Below are 16,525 nucleotides of genomic sequence, written 5' to 3' on the forward strand. Positions count from 1 at the left end.
CGCCTCGAAGGTGGTACGGGTCAGTCCTTGATCTCGCAGATGGGGGCGCCGGAGGTGAGGGAGGCGCCGACCTCCGCGCTGAGGCCCTTGATGGTGCCGTTCTTGTGGGCGTTGAGGGGTTGTTCCATCTTCATGGCCTCCAGGACCACGATCAGGTCGCCTTCCTTGACCTCCTGGCCCTCCTCGACGGCGATCTTGACGATGGTGCCCTGCATGGGTGAGGCGAGGGTGTCGCCGGAGGCGACGGGGCCGGACTTCTTGGCCGCGCGGCGTTTGGGCTTGGCGCCGGCCGCCAGGCCGGTGCGGGCCAGGGACATGCCCAGTGAGGTGGGCAGGGAGACTTCCAGGCGTTTGCCGCCGACCTCGACCACGACCGTCTCACGGCCGGGTTCCTCGTCCGTCTCGGTGTCGGCCGGGGCGGTGAAGGGCTTGATGTCGTTGGTGAACTCGGTCTCGATCCACCGGGTGTGGACGGTGAAGGGGTCGGTGGAGCCGGTCAGTTCGGGGGCGAAGGCCGGGTCGGTGACCACCTTGCGGTGGAAGGGGATCGCGGTGGCCATGCCCTCGACGTGGAATTCTTCCAGGGCGCGGGAGGCGCGTTGCAGGGCTTCGGCGCGGGTGCGGCCGGTGACGATGAGTTTGGCGAGCAGGGAGTCCCAGGCCGGGCCGATGACGCTGCCGGATTCCACGCCGGCGTCCAGGCGGACGCCGGGGCCGGTGGGTGCCTGGAAGCGGGTGACGGTGCCGGGGGCGGGCAGGAAGTTGCGGCCGGGGTCCTCGCCGTTGATGCGGAACTCGAAGGAGTGGCCGCGCAGGGGCGGGTCGTCGTAGCCGAGTTCCTCGCCGTCGGCGATGCGGAACATCTCGCGGACCAGGTCGATGCCGGCGACTTCTTCGGTGACCGGGTGTTCGACCTGCAGGCGGGTGTTGACCTCGAGGAATGAGATGGTGCCGTCGTTGCCGACGAGGAACTCCACGGTGCCGGCGCCGACGTAGCCGGCCTCCTTGAGGATGGCCTTGGAGGCGCGGTAGAGCTGGGTGATCTGCTCGTCGGACAGGAAGGGGGCGGGGGCTTCCTCGACGAGTTTTTGGTGGCGGCGCTGCAGGGAGCAGTCGCGGGTGGAGACGACGACCACGTTGCCGTGGCGGTCGGCCAGGCACTGGGTCTCCACGTGGCGGGGTTTGTCGAGGTAGCGCTCGACGAAGCATTCGCCGCGGCCGAAGGCGGCGACGGCCTCGCGGACGGCGGAGTCGTAGAGCTCGGGGACCTCTTCCAGGGTGCGGGCGACCTTCAGGCCGCGGCCGCCGCCGCCGAAGGCGGCCTTGATGGCGATGGGCAGGCCGTGCTGTTCGGCGAAGGCGACGACCTCCTCGGCACCGGAGACGGGGTCGGGGGTGCCGGCGACCAGGGGGGCGCCGGCGCGCTGGGCGATGTGCCGGGCGGCGACCTTGTCGCCGAGGTCGCGGATGGCCTGCGGGGGCGGGCCGATCCAGATCAGGTCGGCGTCCAGTACGGCCTGGGCGAACTCGGCGTTCTCCGAGAGGAAGCCGTAGCCGGGGTGGATGGCGTCCGCGCCGGACTCCTTGGCGGCCCTGAGGACCTTGTCGATGTCCAGGTAGCTGGTGGCCGGGGTGTCACCGCCCAGGGCGAACGCCTCATCCGCGGCGCGGACATGCAGAGCGTCCCGGTCCGGGTCGGCGTAGACGGCCACGCTCGCGATCCCGGCGTCCCGGCAGGCCCGGGCAACGCGGACAGCGATTTCGCCACGGTTGGCGATGAGCACCTTGCGCACGATTGAGGCTCCCTCCTTGAAACAAGCCGAGTTTAGGGACTGCCGACACGGCACTTCGACCCGTCCCCACTGGTGAGCTTGCCCACACGGAGCGTGATTCGAGGCTCGCTCGACCTGCGAAATCCCTTGTCACATCGCTGTACGCAGGACTCCTCCGGAAAACCCTAGTCCTCCGGTGTGGTCAAGGTCTCTGTGAGGGCGTGCTGCGGCCCACTTCGTTTCTTTGTGGAGTCCCTACGAATGGCCCAATGATTCTTTGCCGTCCGCAGGACCCTTGTCCCCACGTTTACCCGTTAGTAGCGTTCGCGATGCTGAAGAAGGCCCGTGGCCCGCAGGGCCTCCTCGAGGGGTGGTGGTCGGGCGACGGGCGGGCGTACCTGGGGTAACAGGCACTCGTGCGGATGCGTGCGGCGGCAGTCGAAAGTGGGTGGGACCGGTGGTGCGCAGACCGGTGGCGTGGATCGTGGCGGTCGTGCTCTTCGCCGAGGCCTTCGGCTTCGCGGCACTGAACTGGTTCCTCGGGGAGGTCGTGCACCGGCAGAAGATGTCGCTGGCCGGCCTGGACTCGAACGTGATGTCGACGTCGTCGAAGGCCGGCGGCGTGCTCTTCGGCCTCTACTTCGCCCTGTGCGGCCTGGTCGCCCTGCTGGTGGCCCTGCGGGGCCGCCGCCCGGCCGGCATCGGCCGCATCCTGCTGATCAGCGCCGCGGTGGTGCACGGGCTGCTGGGCGCGTTCGCGTGGGGGCTGGTGGGCTGGACGGCGTTCCTGTTCATGGTCGTCGTCCTCGGGCTCATCGTGCTGCTGCTGATGACGTACGACCGTGCGGAGGACCAGCCGGTCGACGCCGGAACGCAGGACGGCCCGCGGGACGCGGGCGGCCCCGCCGGCGCCCCCGGGCCGGCCGGCGAGGGCAAGGGCGCCGGCGACGGGCACCCGTTCGGCGGCAGCCCCGCCGGACCCGCCCCGCTCACCCCGCCGGCGGAGCCCAGCACCCCGTGATCAGTCCTCTCAGGGCGTCCACAACTCCGTGATACCCACGCCCAGTTCGGCCAGCAGCCGGCGGATCAGGGGCAGGCTGATGCCGATGACGTTGCCGTGGTCGCCGTCGATGCCGTCGATGAAGGGGGCCGAGCGGCCGTCCAGGGTGAAGGCGCCGGCGACGTAGAGCGGCTCGCCCGAGGCGACGTACGCGGCGATCTCCTGGTCCGTCGGCTCACCGAAGCGGACCACGGTGGAGGCGGTGGCCGAGGCGTGCCGGCCGCTCGTCGTGTCCCACACGCAGTGCCCGGTCTGCAGGGTCCCGGCGCGGCCGCGCATCGCCTTCCAGCGGGCGGTGGCCTCCTCGGCGTCGGCGGGCTTGCCGAGCGCATGGCCGTCGAGGTCGAGCACCGAGTCGCAGCCGATCACCAGGGCGCCCTTCACCTCCGGCCGGGCGGCCACCACCGAGGCCTTAGCCTCGGCGAGCGCGAGTGCCAGTTCGGCGGGGGTGGGCGCGGTGACGGCGTCCTCGTCGACGCCGCTCACCATCACCTCGGGGGCCAGCCCGGCCTGCCGGAGCAGCCCGAGCCGGGCCGGGGACTGGGAGGCGAGCACGAGTCGGCGGCGCGGCTGGTCGGTCATGCGGTTCAGCGTATCCGCGCGGCCCCTTCCGGCTCACCTCAGTCCGATCACGAACATCGCGAGCACCATGGCCAGCGCCATGAGAACGCCCAGCCGCCGCAGCATCTCCTGCATGTCACGCAGTTCCTTGGGCGGCTCGTTCTCGGGGTCGGACCACAGCATCCTCCGATCGTCCGGCGGCAACCGGGGCCGCCGCCTGAGTACGCGTACTCAACTTGACGCCCGACCAGGGGGGCGGGGTCCGCGGCCCCGAGCCGGGGGCTCGCGGTTCAGGTTCAGGCGCGTGCGCTGGAGCCACCCGGGGCCGGTCCGCGGCTCGCGGCTCGCGGCTCTGAGGATCCCCCCTCGCGTTCGCGGTGGCGGGTGGCGGGTGGCGGGTGGCGGGTTCACGGGCCGCGGGTTCACGGGCCGACGCCGGTGGCTCGGCGTCTCCTGCGTGCGGCCCCGGCCCTCATGCCTCCGGGCCGCGGGGCGCGGCGGGGTGCCGTACCCGTACGGGTACGCCTCCCGGTACACGCGTGGGCGGCGGCTCACGGCTGACGGTCACGGGCGTGCGCACGGCCACGGCTGCGGCTGCGGGCGCGAGTACACCGGCCGTCGGCCCGCTGCTGGGGAGGATGCCCGCGGTGCCGGCCTGCGGGGCGCGGTCGAGGGGCGGGCACGCGGCCTCGGGCCCCGTGTCCGCCCGGCCGGTGCCTCTGCGGCACGGGGGTTCAGGGGCGTCGCGGTCTGCGGCCGAGGGGCGACGGTCCTTGGCTGAGGTGAGGAGGACGGTGCGTGCCTCAGTGCCTGAGGGGGGACGGTCCGTGGCTTCCGGGGGCGGCTGACGGGCCTGCGGGCGCACCGTGGGCCGGGCACGAGCGACGGCCGCCGGCCCCGCGTGAGCGGGTCGGCGGCCGTGGACCGCGGGGCGGGGCCGGCCGAGCCCGGCCGGCCGAGCGGGTCGGTCCGGCCGGGCCGGAGGGACCGGACCCGGTCGGGGTAGGCCGGGCCGGTCAGCCGGGCCAGTACGTGCGGGCCCAGGCTGAGGGTCCCGGGTGGGGGAATCGATGGGCGGTGAGGCGGGCGGGGTCCGCCCAGGAGTCGCGGGGGGTGGGTGCGCCGGGGGGCAGGGCGGCTGCCGCCGCGGCGCGGGCCCGGACCACCGCCAGGGCGGCGGCGAGCTCCTCCGGGGTCGGGTTGCCTCGTACGACCTTGATCGTCATGTCCGCTCCCAGCGGCCTAGAGGGGGATGTTGCCGTGCTTCTTCGGAGGCAGGGATTCCCGCTTGGAGCGCAGCTGACGCAGGCCGCGCACGATGTGGGCGCGGGTGTCGGACGGCATGATCACCGCGTCGACATAGCCGCGCTCGGCCGCGACGTAGGGGTTGAGCAGGGCGTCCTCGTACTCCTGGATCAGCCGCGCCCGGGTGGCCTCGACGTCCCCGGCGGACTCCGCCTCCGCGATGGTGCGGCGGTGCAGGATGTTGACCGCGCCCTGGGCGCCCATGACGGCGATCTGGGCGGTCGGCCAGGCCAGGTTGAGGTCGGCGCCCAGGTGCTTGGAGCCCATGACGTCGTAGGCGCCGCCGAAGGCCTTCCGCGTGATCACCGTGATCAGCGGGACGGTGGCCTCCGCGTAGGCGAAGATCAGCTTGGCGCCGCGGCGGATGATGCCGTCGTGTTCCTGGTCCACGCCCGGCAGGAAGCCGGGGACGTCGACGAAGGTCAGCACCGGGATGTTGAAGGCGTCGCAGGTGCGGACGAAACGCGCGGCCTTCTCGGACGCGTCGATGTCGAGGCAGCCGGCGAACTGCATCGGCTGGTTGGCGACGATGCCCACCGGGTGGCCCTCCACCCGCCCGAAACCGGTGAGGATGTTCGGCGCGAACAGCGACTGGGTCTCGAAGAACTCGGCGTCGTCCAGGACGTGTTCGATCACCGTGTGCATGTCGTACGGCTGGTTGGCCGAGTCCGGGACGACGGTGTCCAGCTCCAGGTCCTCGTCGGTGACGGACAGGTCCGCCTCCTCCGGGAAGACCGGCGCCTCGGAGAGGTTGTTGGACGGCAGGTACGACAGCAGCTGCTTGACGTACTCGATGGCGTCCTTCTCGTCCCCGGCCATGTGGTGGGCCACGCCCGAGGCGGAGTTGTGGGTGCGCGCGCCGCCCAGCTCCTCGAAGCCGACGTCCTCGCCGGTGACCGTCTTGATGACGTCCGGTCCGGTGATGAACATGTGCGACGTCTGGTCGACCATCACCGTGAAGTCGGTGATGGCGGGGGAGTAGACCGCACCGCCCGCGCACGGGCCCACCACCAGGGAGATCTGCGGGATCACGCCGGAGGCGTGGGTGTTGCGGCGGAAGATCTCGCCGTACGCGCCCAGCGACGCGACGCCCTCCTGGATGCGGGCGCCGCCGGAGTCGTTGATGCCGATGACCGGGCAGCCGGTCTTCAGGGCGAAGTCCATCACCTTGACGATCTTCTGGCCGTAGACCTCGCCCAGCGCCCCGCCGAAGACGGTGAAGTCCTGCGAGAACACCGCGACCGGGCGGCCGTCGACGGTGCCGTAGCCGGTGACGACGCCGTCCCCGTAGGGGCGGTTCTTCTCCAGGCCGAAGTTGGTGGAGCGGTGCCGGGCGAACTCGTCCAGCTCGACGAAGGAGCCCTCGTCGAGAAGGAGTTCGATCCGCTCACGGGCCGTCAGCTTGCCCTTGGCGTGCTGCTTCTCGACGGCGCGTTCCGAGCCGGCGTGCGTCGCCTCGTGGATACGGCGCTGCAGATCCGCGAGTTTCCCTGCGGTCGTGTGAATGTCGATCTCTTGGCGCTCTTCCGGCTCCGACATCGGGATCGCGGCTCCCTGCCTGCTCAAAAGGGGGGACGGTTACTCATCCGTAGCGTAGTGGCGGCCCTCCGGTTCGGCAGTGCGGCGTTTGCCACACCTAGGGTGGCTTGCATGACGCCGCGAGATGCAGCAGACGACAACGCAGATAGCGCAGACAACGCAGATAGCACGGATAGCGCAGACAACGCCGGCAACGCCGGCAACGCTCCGCGGGGCAGCCGCTGGTCCGACCTCGACCGCCCGCCCCTCAACGCAACGGCGCTGCGGCACGGTCTGGTGCGGGAGGGCGGCCTGTTCGCCGAGGTGGACGTGGTGCAGTCCACCGGCTCCACCAACTCGGACCTGGTCGCCCGGGCCGCCGCGGGCAGCGCGGCCGAGGGCGCCGTCCTGGTCGCCGAGGAGCAGACCGCCGGCCGGGGCCGGCTGGACCGCCAGTGGACGGCGCCGCCCCGCTCCGGCCTCTTCTTCTCGGTGCTGCTGCGGCCCAGCGAGGTCCCGGTGGCCCGCTGGGGCTGGCTTCCGCTGCTCACGGGGATCGCCGTGGCGACCGGCCTGTCCCGGGCCGCCGGCGTCGACACGGCGCTCAAGTGGCCGAACGACCTCCTGGTCACCGTCGGGGGCGAGGAACGCAAGGCCGGCGGCATCCTCGCGGAACGGGCCGGTGACGACGCCGTGGTGGTCGGCGTCGGCATCAACGTCAGCCTGCGGGCCGACGAGCTGCCGGTCCCGCAGGCCGGTTCCCTGGCCCTCGCCGGGGCCGTGAGCACGGACCGCGATCCGCTGCTGAGGGCGGTGCTCCGTGCTCTGGAGGAGTGGTACGGGCGCTGGCGGCGGGCCGGGGGCGATCCGGCCGCCAGCGGCCTGCAGGAGACCTACGCGGCGGGCTGCGCGACGCTGGGGCGCATGGTGCGTGCCGAGCTGCCGGGCGACCGGTCGGTGGTCGGGGAGGCGGTCGCGGTGGACGGCGACGGCCGCCTGGTGCTCGCGACGGCGAACGGGGTGCAGGAACCGGTGGGTGCCGGCGACATCGTGCACTTGAGGCCTGCGTGAGCGCGTCCAGCCGGTCCGGGGCCCTGCGCTGATCGAAGAGCGTTCGGCTTCTCCACGGCGCAACCTGACTAAGTGAGCTGGCGCACACCTGCCGTAGAGTTGAGGCCGGTCGATACCTGACCGTGACAGATCGGAAGGGCAGCAGGCGTGACCGTCGACGACACGGGCTCCGGCGCGGACGCGGACGGCCGGGTGGACCCTCCCCCACCCTCGCCTCCGCTCGAGCGGGGGGACCCCCACGCCCCCGACTCCGAGGACCCGCTCGCGCTACGTCTCGAACAGCTCATCCTGGGCGCGGAGCGGCGCTACACCCCCTTCCAGGCGGCCCGTAGCGCCGGTGTCTCCATGGAACTGGCCTCCCGCTTCTGGCGGGCCATGGGTTTCGCCGACATCGGCCAGGCCAGGGCCCTGACCGAGGCCGATGTGCTGGCCCTGCGGCGCCTCGCCGGTCTCGTCGAGGCCGGGCTGCTCAGCGAGGCCATGGCCGTCCAGGTGGCCCGGTCCACCGGCCAGACCACCGCCCGGCTGGCCGAATGGCAGATGGACTCCTTCCTGGAGGGCCTGACCGAGCCGCCCGAGCCGGGCATGACCCGCACCGAAGTGACGTATCCGATCGTCGAACTGCTGCTGCCCGAACTGGAGGAGTTCCTCGTCTACGTCTGGCGCCGTCAGCTCGCCGCCTCGGCCGGCCGGGTCGTGCAGGCCGCCGACGACGAGGAGATGGTCGACCGGCGCCTGGCCGTCGGCTTCGCCGACCTGGTCGGCTTCACCCGGCTGACCCGCCGGATGGAGGAGGAGGAGCTCGGCGAGCTGGTCGAGGCCTTCGAGACGACCTCCGCCGACCTGGTGGCCGCGCGCGGCGGGCGGCTGATCAAGACGCTCGGCGACGAGGTGCTCTACGCCGCCGACGACGCCGGTACGGCGGCCGACATCGCGCTGCGTCTGGTCGAGACCCTCGGCAACGACGAGACGATGCCCGAGCTGCGCGTGGGCATGGCGTTCGGCACGGTGACCACCCGGATGGGCGATGTCTTCGGTACGACCGTCAACCTCGCCTCGCGACTGACCTCCATAGCCCCGCGCGACGCCGTCCTCGTCGACAGCGCCTTCGCCGAGGAGCTGATCCGCACCGGTGAGGCCCCGGCCTCCGAGGCGGAGGCGGCCGAGGCCGCGGCCGCCGCGGAGAAGGAGGGCGAGGAACCGCCGACGTACCGCTTCGCGCTCCAGCCGATGTGGCAGCGCCCGGTGCGCGGACTGGGCGTGGTCGAGCCGTGGCTGCTCAGGCGCCGGGACGACGACGCGACGCCGTGACCGCGCCGGCGCCGTGACCCCGGTGCCGGGACCGAGAGTTCGGAATCCAGAGACCGCTGTCGAGGAGACCGGCGTCCAGAGGCCGGTGTCCAGAGGCCGGCATCCAGACACGGGCATCCAGACACCGGCACCCAGAGGCCGTGACCGCGAGGCCGTGACCACGACGCCGTGACCACGACGCCGTGGCCGTGGGCCCCCGGCCCCGTGGCCGGGGTCGCCCCGCTCGCGCTCAGTGGGCCGCCGCCCCGCCCTGGACGCCGACGCACAGCCCGATGACCGGGACGCACAGGCCGCCGCCCCCGCCGGACGAGGGGGCCGGGCTGTGCGTACGGCGGCTCGGGGCAGGAGTGGGCCGCGGGGCGGGGTCGCGGGTCGCGGGCGGCCGGGACGCCCCGGTGGGTGCCCGGTGTTCCGGCGGGTTCGGGGCCTCGGGGATGGTCGTCGGGACGGACGTGGGCACGCTCGTGGTGTCCGGCAGCGCGGAGGGCGGCAGGGCGGCGGCCGCGGAGGGCGACGAACCCGTCGAGGCGCTCGTGCCCGAGGCCGGCGCGGCGTCGGCGCCGCCCATGGGGACGGTCGCCGAGGGCAGGGCCGCCGGGCCGGCCCCGGTCGTGGCGGACGCGCCGGCCGAGCGGGCCCGTCCGTTCCCGGCGTCGGCGTGGGGCTCGGCCTCGGCGCTGCCCGGGCCGCCGTTCCCGGACTCCGGTGCCACCGGTGCCAGCCGTACGAGGCTGAGCACACCGGTGGCCAGCGCGAGCCCTCCGGCGGCGAGCAGTACCCTGCGGGGCCGGGGCCGGCGGTGCCGTCCCCGAACGCGGGGACTCCAGGACCGGCGCCACGAACCGGTCGGGTGCGAACGAGCCGGATCCGAACAGGCCGGCCCCGAACCGGTCGTGTGCGAACCGGTCGTGTCCCCGCGATCCCCGTGTTCCGCCTCGCGGTTCTCCGCCCCGACTGCGGCGCTTATGTCGGCTGTGTCGTCCTTCACCGTGGTCGTGTCCGTCGTCGTCATCGCAGTTCCTCCCCCTGCGCTCGCGCCCCCCGATGCGCCATGGCGGAGCACGCTATTGCGCTGGCGTGGCGATACGGCGGGAGTTGGGCGGGATGTCACTCGAACGGGGTGCCGGGTCTCGACAGGGATGGCGTGCCGTGGTCGTACCTCGGGCGGCCGCTCTTTTCCCGCGCGGGCGGGGCTGCGATGATCGGGGCAGGTGTTGTTAACCCGCGTTAACCGGAGGGTGTCATGAGCGAGGAACGGTTCGGGGAGTTCGTGCTGGTACGGCGGCACGAGTACGTCGCGGAGCTCGTTCTCGACCGGCCCAAGGCCATGAACGCGGTGTCGACCGGCATGGCCCGGTCGATCGCCGGAGCGTGCGCCGCGCTCGCCGCCGACCGGGACGCGCGGGTGGTGGTCGTCACCTCCTCGCACGAGCGGGCCTTCTGCGTCGGCGCCGACCTCAAGGAGCGCAACTCCTTCAGCGACGCCGACCTGGTCAGGCAGCGGCCGGTCGCGCGCGGGGCGTACACCGGCGTACTGGAGCTGCCGATGCCGACGGTCGCCGCGGTGCACGGGTTCGCGCTCGGCGGGGGCTTCGAGCTGGCGCTTTCCTGCGATGTGATCGTGGCCGACCGTACGGCCGTGGTGGGGCTGCCGGAGGTGTCCGTGGGGGTGATTCCCGGCGGCGGCGGCACGCAGCTGCTGCCTCGGCGGGTGGGGGCGGCGCGGGCGGCCGAGCTGATCTTCACGGCCCGGCGGCTGGAGGCCGGGGAGGCGCACGAGCTTGGGCTGGTGGACCGGCTGGTGGACGAGGGGCGGGACCGGGCGGAGGCGCTGGAGCTGGCCGCGCGGATGGCCGCGAACTCGCCGGTCGGCCTGCGTGCGGCCAAGCGGGCGCTGCGGCTCGGGCACGGGCTGGATCTGCGGGCAGGCCTGGAGGTCGAGGACGCGGCGTGGCGTTCGGTGGCGTTCTCCGGGGACCGTGCGGAGGGCGTGGCGGCGTTCAACGAGAAGCGCACGCCGCGGTGGCCGGGGGAGTAGCCGCGACGGCCCGCGGCCGGCGAAAGCCGCCGACGGAGGCGGCGGACGGAGGCGGCGGAAGCGATGGACGGAGGCGGCGGACGGACGCGGCGGAAGCGATGGGCGGACGCGGCGGAAGCAGGGCCAATGGCTTCGGAGCGGGGCCAGCGGCGGAGGCGGACCACTGTCAGCCGCACCAATATCCCGATTCGACCGGAAAATCCCTAGCCTGGGGTAATGGGCGAGAACAGGCGGCTCGCGGCCGTCGTGGCGTTGGCGCAGGGTATGGCCGCGGCGCACACCCCGCGTGAGTCATGGCGGGCGGCGGCGCTCGGCGCGTGCCGGGCGCTGGAGGGCAGCTTCGCCGCGCTGTCGGTGTGGGAGCGCGAGCGCGGCCGGCTGCGGGTCCTGGTGAACGTGGGGGACCGGGCCCCGGAGGAGGAGGAGTTCCCCGAGGACGAGACCTACCCGGTGCACCAGTTCCCGGAGATCACCGAGTTCCTGCACGAACGGTGGGCCTCGGGCGGTGAGCCCGACGCCTGGGTGGAGACCGCCGGGGGGCCGGCCGCCGGCGAGCCCGGCTACTGCCATCAGCGCGTCGCGGCCCTGCGCCGGCGCGGCCGCGGCTGCTGTGCGGTCGCGCCGATCGTGCAGCACGGACGCGCCTGGGGCGAGCTCTATGTCGCCCGCCCGGCCGGCGCCCCGCTCTTCGGCCGGGCCGACGCCGACTTCGCCACCGTGCTGGCCGCCGTGGTCGCCGCGGGGCTCGCGCAGACCGAGCGGCTGGAGGAGGCCCGCAGGCTGGCGTTCACGGACGCGCTCACCGGGCTCGCCAACCGCCGTGCCGTGGACGTACGGCTGGAAGAGGCGATAGAGCGGCACCGCCGGGAAGGGGTCGCCGTCAGTCTCGTCGTCTGCGACCTCAACGGGCTCAAGCAGGTCAACGACACCCTCGGCCACGCAGTCGGCGACCGCCTGCTCGAACGGTTCGGCTCCGTGCTGTCGCTGTGCGGGGCGATGGTGCCCGGGGCCCTCGCGGCGCGGCTCGGCGGGGACGAGTTCTGTCTGCTCGCGGTGGGGCCGACCGCCGACGAGGTGGTCAAGGCGGCCGAGGAGCTGTGCCGGCGGGCCGCCGAACTCGAACTGGGGGAGGGGGTCGCCTGCGGGGTCGCGTCGACCGATGACGCGATCGGGCCGGTGCGCTCGGCCCGCCGGCTGTTCCGGCTGGCCGACGCCGCCCAGTACCGGGCGAAGGCGCTGCGCGCCGTCAGGCCGGTCGTCGCGGGCCGCGAGGGTCCCGAGGACCCGGTCGTCCGCCTGGCCGACGAGCCCTCGCCCGGGCCCGAGCCGCAGGCGGAGCGGCGCCGCTTCCGGGGCCGCAGGCCCTGAGCGGTATGGACGTAAGGGTCACTCCGGCGCCCCACTAGTGACATCTTCGCATTCACTGCGTACGCTCCTGAATATGGATATGCACACTGTGGTGGTGGGGACGTCGGGTGTCACCGCGTCCGACGTGCTTGCCGTGGCGCGCGGCGGCGCACGGGTCGAACTCTCCGGGGAGGCGGTGGCGGCCCTCGCGGCGGCCCGGGAGATCGTGGACGCGCTGGCGGCCAAGCCCGACCCCGTCTACGGCGTCAGCACCGGCTTCGGTGCCCTGGCGACCCGGCACATCAGCCAGGAGCTGCGCACCCAGCTGCAGCGCAACATCGTCCGCTCGCATGCCGCCGGCATGGGGCCCCGGGTGGAGCGCGAGGTCGTACGGGCGCTGATGTTCCTGCGGCTGAAGACCGTGTGCTCGGGGCACACCGGCGTCCGCCCCGAGGTCGCGCAGACCATGGCCGACGTCCTCAACGCCGGTGTCACCCCGGTCGTGCACGAGTACGGCTCGCTGGGCTGCTCCGGCGACCTGGCCCCGCTGTCCCACTGCGCCCTCACGCTCATGGGGGAGGGCGACGCCGAGGGCCCGGACGGGGTCGTACGCCCGGCCGGCGAACTGCTGGCCGAACACGGCATCCAGCCCGTCGAGCTGCGCGAGAAGGAGGGCCTCGCCCTGCTGAACGGCACCGACGGCATGCTCGGCATGCTGGTCATGGCGCTCGCCGACCTCGACACGCTCTACAAGTCCGCCGACATCACCGCCGCCCTCAGCATGGAGGGGCTGCTCGGCACGGACAAGGTCCTCGCCCCCGAACTGCACGCCATCCGCCCGCACCCGGGGCAGGGCGCCTCCGCCGCCAACATGCTGGCCGTGCTCAAGGGCTCCGGGCTCACCGGTCACCACCAGGACGACGCGCCCCGTGTCCAGGACGCCTACTCGGTGCGCTGCGCCCCGCAGGTCGCCGGCGCCGGCCGGGACACCCTGGCCCACGCCCGGCTCGTCGCGGAGCGGGAACTGGCCTCCGCCGTCGACAACCCCGTCGTCCTGCCCGACGGCCGCGTGGAGTCCAACGGCAACTTCCACGGCGCCCCGGTCGCCTATGTCCTGGACTTCCTCGCCATCGCCGCCGCCGACCTCGGCTCCATCGCCGAGCGCCGCACCGACCGGCTGCTGGACAAGAACCGCAGCCACGGCCTGCCGCCGTTCCTCGCCGACGACGCGGGCGTCGACTCGGGGCTGATGATCGCCCAGTACACGCAGGCCGCGCTGGTCAGCGAGATGAAGCGGCTCGCGGTCCCGGCCTCCGCGGACTCCATCCCGTCCTCGGCGATGCAGGAGGACCACGTCTCCATGGGCTGGTCGGCGGCGCGCAAGCTGCGTACGGCCGTCGACAACCTGACCCGGATCATCGCCATCGAGCTCTACGCCGCCACCCGCGCGGTCGAGCTGCGCGAGGGGCTGACCCCGGCCCCGGCGAGCCGCGCGGTCATCGACGCCGCCCGGGAGGCGGGCGTGCGGGGACCGGGCCCGGACCGGTTCCTGGCGCCCGACCTCGCCGCCGCGGACACCTTCGTGCGCGAGAGACGGCTCGTCGCTGCCGCGGAGACGGTCACCGGCCCGCTGCAGTGAGCCGCTGAGCCGTCGACTCATCGAGCCGCTCACCCGTCGGCCCGCTCACCCCCTGAGCCACTCGGGTGGCGGAGACGGCTGAGACGGCCGGGGCCCGTGGCTGCGAACCCGCAGCCACGGGCCCCGGCCAACGCGGTTCAGAATCCGAGACGTTCGCGGCGTACCGAATACACCACGAAGCCGGCGCCCACCCCGAGGAAGAGCGTGCCGCCGACGACGTAGGGAGTGGTGTCCACGCTTCCGGTGTCGGCGAGTTCGCTCCCGCCCTGCGTCTGGGCCCCACTCTGCGCCCGGGCGCCGTACTGCGTCCGGGCGCCGGACGTTTCGCCGGCCGTGGACGCGGCCCGCCCCTGCTCCGTGACCTGCGTCGTCGGCGCCGCCTGGGCCGCCGTTCTGACCGGTGCTTCCACCGTCGCGTTCGCGGAGGGGACGAACCACAGGGCGCCCAGCAGGGTGCCCGCGGCGGTGGCGGTCAGCAACGTACGGCGAGCGGATGACACGGAATATCGATCCCCTTGTGACGCTGGCGAATTGGCCGTGTGGGGCGATGTTAGTGAAAGTCGCGGGTCACGGGAAAGTCACGGGAGGTTTGAAACGTACGCTCCGGCCATGAGCACTGCAGAGACATCACGTTATGTACGGCTTCGGGTGGACCTCATTCTCGAGATCCAGGACGAGGACGCCGTCGTCGGGGCGGCCCGCCGCCGGATCGCCGCGTCCGAGGAGGACGGGGAGATGGGCCCCGAGGAGCGGGTACAGGCCGAAACGGCTGTGACGGAAGACACCGCGGAGGCCCTGGCTTTTCTGGTGGATCCGTTCGTACTGGTCAGCGAAGTGCCGGGAGTGGAGCTGCAGCAGGCGTCCTGGTCCAGCGAGCACATCGGCTACGACCCCGGCTCGCCGGACTGGGAGCCCGACGAGGATGATGTCGACGGGGACGACGAAGACTAGGCCGCCTAGGCCGCCTAGGCCGCCGGCGCCCCCGGGCGGCAACCGCTGTCCGGGGTTTCGTCGTCTCCCCCGGCGCAGGGGCCCGCAGCCGCACCGGCCGCATCGGCTGACGTGGTGAGTCCCACACCCGTACGGCACGGGAAAAGGGGCGAAACGGTCGTAGCGTTGATGATTCGCACGGGGGACTCGAGGGGTTTTGGGGATTCGGCGACGATGGAGAAGCGTGTGATGACGAACAGTAAGCGACGCAGGCGCCTGACGGCCGCGTCGACACTGCTCGGCGGTGTACTGGTGCTCTCGGCCTGTTCCGGCAGCAGCAACGCGGCCGGGAACGACGGCGACACCTCGCGGGCCAAGGCCGACAAGGCCGCGGCCCAGGAGTCGTCGGAGGCCCAGATCAAGATCACACCCGGGGACGGCTCCGACAAGGCATCGATCAACAACTCCGGCGTCACGGTGGCCAAGGGCACGCTCACGAGCGTGACCATGACCACGTCGGACGGCAAGCCCGTCAGCGGCCAGATATCGGCCGACAAGACCAGCTGGAGGCCCAGCGCCCGCCTCGAGCGCGCCACCACCTACAAGGTCGCCGCGAGCGCCGTGGACGCCAAGGGCCGCGCAGCCCACGAGAACGCCTCCTTCACCACGGTCGCCCCGGCGAACAGCTTCATCGGCTCCTTCACGCCGGACAACGGCACCACGGTCGGCGTGGGCATGCCCGTCTCGATCAACTTCGACAAGGGCATCACCAACAAGGCGGCCGTCCAGAAGGGCATCACCGTCAACTCCTCCAGCGGCCAGGAGATCGTCGGCCACTGGTTCGGCAACAGCCGCCTCGACTTCCGGCCCGAGCAGTACTGGAAGGCGGGCTCCACCGTCACGCTGAAGCTCAACCTCGACGGTGTCGAGGGCACCAACGGCGTGTACGGCGTGCAGCAGAAGACGGTCACCTTCCACATCGGCCGCAACCAGGTCTCCTACGTCGACGCGAAGACCAAGCAGATGAAGGTCACGCAGGACGGCAAGACCGTCAAGACCATCCCGATCTCCGCCGGCGCGCCCGACCACACCACGTACCAGGGCCAGATGGTGATCGCCGAGAAGTTCACCCAGACCCGGATGAACGGCGCGACGGTCGGCTTCAAGGACTCCGACGGCAAGGGCGAGTACGACATCAAGGACGTGCCGCACGCCATGCGCCTGACCACGTCCGGCACCTTCATCCACGGCAACTACTGGGGCGCGCCGTCCGTCTTCGGCAACGTCAACACCAGCCACGGCTGTGTGGGCCTGCAGGACAAGAAGGGCGCGGGCGACCCGAGCACCCCGGCCGCGTGGTTCTTCAGCCACTCGATCGTCGGTGACGTCGTGGTCGTCTCCAACACCGGGGACAAGACCGTGTCCCCGGACAACGGACTCAACGGCTGGAACATGAGCTGGGCGCAGTGGAAGGCCGGCTCGGCCGTCTGACCCCACCTCAACCACCACGCTCGATGCCGCCCTTCGGGGCGGCATCAGTGTTTTTCCCGGTGCCCAAGGCATTCGGTGACCGGCGGAGCCTTCTCGCGCGGTGGGTCTCGCCGTGGCCGGCCAGCTGATCGCCGGCGGGTTCGGCGGCCGGCGGGCGTCGCGGCTGCGGCCGGCGGACGCGCTGCGGCGCGTCGAGTAGCACCCGCGTCGCGACCGGCCCGTCCGGCCGTCCAGGAGCCCCGGCCCCCGTCACCCCATCCAGGAGTTGCACCCACCATGTACGAACTCAGAGCCGTCACCAAGCGCTGCACCCGGGGCAAGGAGGTCGTCGACGCCGTCGACCCGGCGATCGGCGACGGCGACCGGCTGGTCGTCCAGGGGCCCACCGGCGGCAAGTCGACGCTGATGCAGATGCTCGGCGGGCTGGACCGGCCCACTGCCGGCGAGGTCGTCCTGGACGGCCGCAAGGGCCGCATCAGTGC

At 72.6% G+C, this 16,525-nt stretch carries 15 protein-coding genes and 1 pseudogene; 9 read left to right on the forward strand and 7 right to left on the reverse strand.

All coding sequences use genetic code 11. From position 1 onward, the window contains the following. Positions 1-20 precede the first annotated feature (20 nt). Positions 21-1,793 carry an acetyl/propionyl/methylcrotonyl-CoA carboxylase subunit alpha gene (locus ACH4UM_RS02155; RefSeq protein ID WP_398172563.1) on the reverse strand — a complete coding sequence of 591 codons (1,773 nt, stop codon included), beginning with the start codon at positions 1,791-1,793 and terminating at the stop codon, positions 21-23. A gap of 436 nt (positions 1,794-2,229) precedes the next feature. Between ACH4UM_RS02155 and ACH4UM_RS02160 the strand changes: the two genes are divergently transcribed. Beyond that, positions 2,230-2,793 (forward strand): hypothetical protein, encoded by a 564-nt coding sequence (locus ACH4UM_RS02160; RefSeq protein WP_398172565.1) that lies wholly within the window; start codon positions 2,230-2,232, stop codon positions 2,791-2,793. A gap of 9 nt (positions 2,794-2,802) precedes the next feature. Here ACH4UM_RS02160 and ACH4UM_RS02165 read toward each other — a convergent pair whose 3' ends face one another. The 4 genes from ACH4UM_RS02165 to ACH4UM_RS02180 form a co-directional block, all read right to left on the reverse strand. Next, on the reverse strand, positions 2,803-3,414 hold the full coding sequence (locus tag ACH4UM_RS02165; RefSeq protein ID WP_398172567.1) for a Maf family protein: 612 nt from the start codon (positions 3,412-3,414) through the stop codon (positions 2,803-2,805). A 33-nt stretch (positions 3,415-3,447) separates the two neighbouring features. Beyond that, entirely contained in the window at positions 3,448-3,576 is a 129-nt protein-coding gene (mmpB, locus tag ACH4UM_RS02170) for a morphogenic membrane protein MmpB (protein ID WP_398172569.1), read from the reverse strand. Positions 3,577-4,409: 833 nt separating this feature from the next. Beyond that, a complete protein-coding gene (locus ACH4UM_RS02175; protein ID WP_398172571.1) occupies positions 4,410-4,619 on the reverse strand; it encodes an acyl-CoA carboxylase epsilon subunit in 210 nt (69 codons plus the stop codon). A gap of 16 nt (positions 4,620-4,635) precedes the next feature. Further along, positions 4,636-6,237 (reverse strand): acyl-CoA carboxylase subunit beta, encoded by a 1,602-nt coding sequence (locus ACH4UM_RS02180; RefSeq protein ID WP_398172573.1) that lies wholly within the window; start codon positions 6,235-6,237, stop codon positions 4,636-4,638. 111 nt (positions 6,238-6,348) lie between these two features. Here ACH4UM_RS02180 and ACH4UM_RS02185 point away from each other — a divergent pair, with 111 nt between their 5' ends. Together ACH4UM_RS02185 and ACH4UM_RS02190 are read left to right on the forward strand one after the other, a co-directional pair. Then, positions 6,349-7,287 carry a biotin--[acetyl-CoA-carboxylase] ligase gene (locus ACH4UM_RS02185; RefSeq protein ID WP_398172575.1) on the forward strand — a complete coding sequence of 313 codons (939 nt, stop codon included), beginning with the start codon at positions 6,349-6,351 and terminating at the stop codon, positions 7,285-7,287. A gap of 147 nt (positions 7,288-7,434) precedes the next feature. After that, the gene (locus ACH4UM_RS02190; RefSeq protein WP_398172577.1) at positions 7,435-8,598 is read left to right on the forward strand and encodes an adenylate/guanylate cyclase domain-containing protein; all 1,164 of its coding nucleotides are present in this window, start codon (positions 7,435-7,437) and stop codon (positions 8,596-8,598) included. Positions 8,599-8,827: 229 nt separating this feature from the next. Here ACH4UM_RS02190 and ACH4UM_RS02195 read toward each other — a convergent pair whose 3' ends face one another. Then, a complete protein-coding gene (locus ACH4UM_RS02195) occupies positions 8,828-9,610 on the reverse strand; it encodes a hypothetical protein (RefSeq protein ID WP_398172579.1) in 783 nt (260 codons plus the stop codon). 231 nt (positions 9,611-9,841) lie between these two features. Here ACH4UM_RS02195 and ACH4UM_RS02200 point away from each other — a divergent pair, with 231 nt between their 5' ends. From ACH4UM_RS02200 to hutH, 3 genes are all read left to right on the forward strand, one after another. Further along, the gene (locus ACH4UM_RS02200; RefSeq protein WP_398172581.1) at positions 9,842-10,636 is read left to right on the forward strand and encodes an enoyl-CoA hydratase/isomerase family protein; all 795 of its coding nucleotides are present in this window, start codon (positions 9,842-9,844) and stop codon (positions 10,634-10,636) included. Positions 10,637-10,852: 216 nt separating this feature from the next. Further along, entirely contained in the window at positions 10,853-12,004 is a 1,152-nt protein-coding gene (locus ACH4UM_RS02205; protein ID WP_398172583.1) for a diguanylate cyclase domain-containing protein, read from the forward strand. Positions 12,005-12,083: 79 nt separating this feature from the next. Next, a complete protein-coding gene (gene hutH, locus ACH4UM_RS02210) occupies positions 12,084-13,622 on the forward strand; it encodes a histidine ammonia-lyase (protein WP_398173574.1) in 1,539 nt (512 codons plus the stop codon). 137 nt (positions 13,623-13,759) lie between these two features. On the opposite strand, the gene ACH4UM_RS02215 is transcribed toward hutH, so the two are convergent. After that, positions 13,760-14,101, reverse strand: coding sequence for a hypothetical protein (locus ACH4UM_RS02215; RefSeq protein WP_398173576.1), 342 nt, complete (start codon positions 14,099-14,101; stop codon positions 13,760-13,762). A gap of 130 nt (positions 14,102-14,231) precedes the next feature. Here ACH4UM_RS02215 and ACH4UM_RS02220 point away from each other — a divergent pair, with 130 nt between their 5' ends. The 3 genes and pseudogenes from ACH4UM_RS02220 to ACH4UM_RS02230 form a co-directional block, all read left to right on the forward strand. Beyond that, complete coding sequence (locus ACH4UM_RS02220) at positions 14,232-14,573, forward strand: hypothetical protein (protein WP_398172585.1); 342 nt, start codon at positions 14,232-14,234, stop codon at positions 14,571-14,573. A gap of 228 nt (positions 14,574-14,801) precedes the next feature. After that, on the forward strand, positions 14,802-16,043 hold the full coding sequence (locus ACH4UM_RS02225; RefSeq protein WP_398172587.1) for an Ig-like domain-containing protein: 1,242 nt from the start codon (positions 14,802-14,804) through the stop codon (positions 16,041-16,043). A 276-nt stretch (positions 16,044-16,319) separates the two neighbouring features. Beyond that, a pseudogene (locus ACH4UM_RS02230) lies at positions 16,320-16,505 on the forward strand (ABC transporter ATP-binding protein); the annotation flags it as partial. Positions 16,506-16,525: the final 20 nt, after the last annotated feature.

Source organism: Streptomyces sp. NPDC020801 (assembly GCF_044334385.1).
Taxonomy (GTDB): domain Bacteria; phylum Actinomycetota; class Actinomycetes; order Streptomycetales; family Streptomycetaceae; genus Streptomyces.

Excerpts from the sequence above, each read along its gene's own strand:
- ACH4UM_RS02165 (WP_398172567.1), bottom strand. The coding sequence starts at position 3,414 with ATGACCGACCAGCCGCGCCGCCGACTCGTGCTCGCCTCCCAGTCCCCG.
- mmpB (WP_398172569.1), bottom strand. The coding sequence starts at position 3,576 with ATGCTGTGGTCCGACCCCGAGAACGAGCCGCCCAAGGAACTGCGTGAC.
- ACH4UM_RS02175 (WP_398172571.1), bottom strand. The coding sequence starts at position 4,619 with ATGACGATCAAGGTCGTACGAGGCAACCCGACCCCGGAGGAGCTCGCC.
- ACH4UM_RS02180 (WP_398172573.1), bottom strand. The coding sequence starts at position 6,237 with ATGTCGGAGCCGGAAGAGCGCCAAGAGATCGACATTCACACGACCGCA.
- ACH4UM_RS02185 (WP_398172575.1), top strand. The coding sequence starts at position 6,349 with ATGACGCCGCGAGATGCAGCAGACGACAACGCAGATAGCGCAGACAAC.
- ACH4UM_RS02195 (WP_398172579.1), bottom strand. The coding sequence starts at position 9,610 with ATGACGACGACGGACACGACCACGGTGAAGGACGACACAGCCGACATA.
- ACH4UM_RS02200 (WP_398172581.1), top strand. The coding sequence starts at position 9,842 with ATGAGCGAGGAACGGTTCGGGGAGTTCGTGCTGGTACGGCGGCACGAG.
- ACH4UM_RS02205 (WP_398172583.1), top strand. The coding sequence starts at position 10,853 with ATGGGCGAGAACAGGCGGCTCGCGGCCGTCGTGGCGTTGGCGCAGGGT.
- hutH (WP_398173574.1), top strand. The coding sequence starts at position 12,084 with ATGCACACTGTGGTGGTGGGGACGTCGGGTGTCACCGCGTCCGACGTG.
- ACH4UM_RS02220 (WP_398172585.1), top strand. The coding sequence starts at position 14,232 with ATGAGCACTGCAGAGACATCACGTTATGTACGGCTTCGGGTGGACCTC.
- ACH4UM_RS02225 (WP_398172587.1), top strand. The coding sequence starts at position 14,802 with ATGACGAACAGTAAGCGACGCAGGCGCCTGACGGCCGCGTCGACACTG.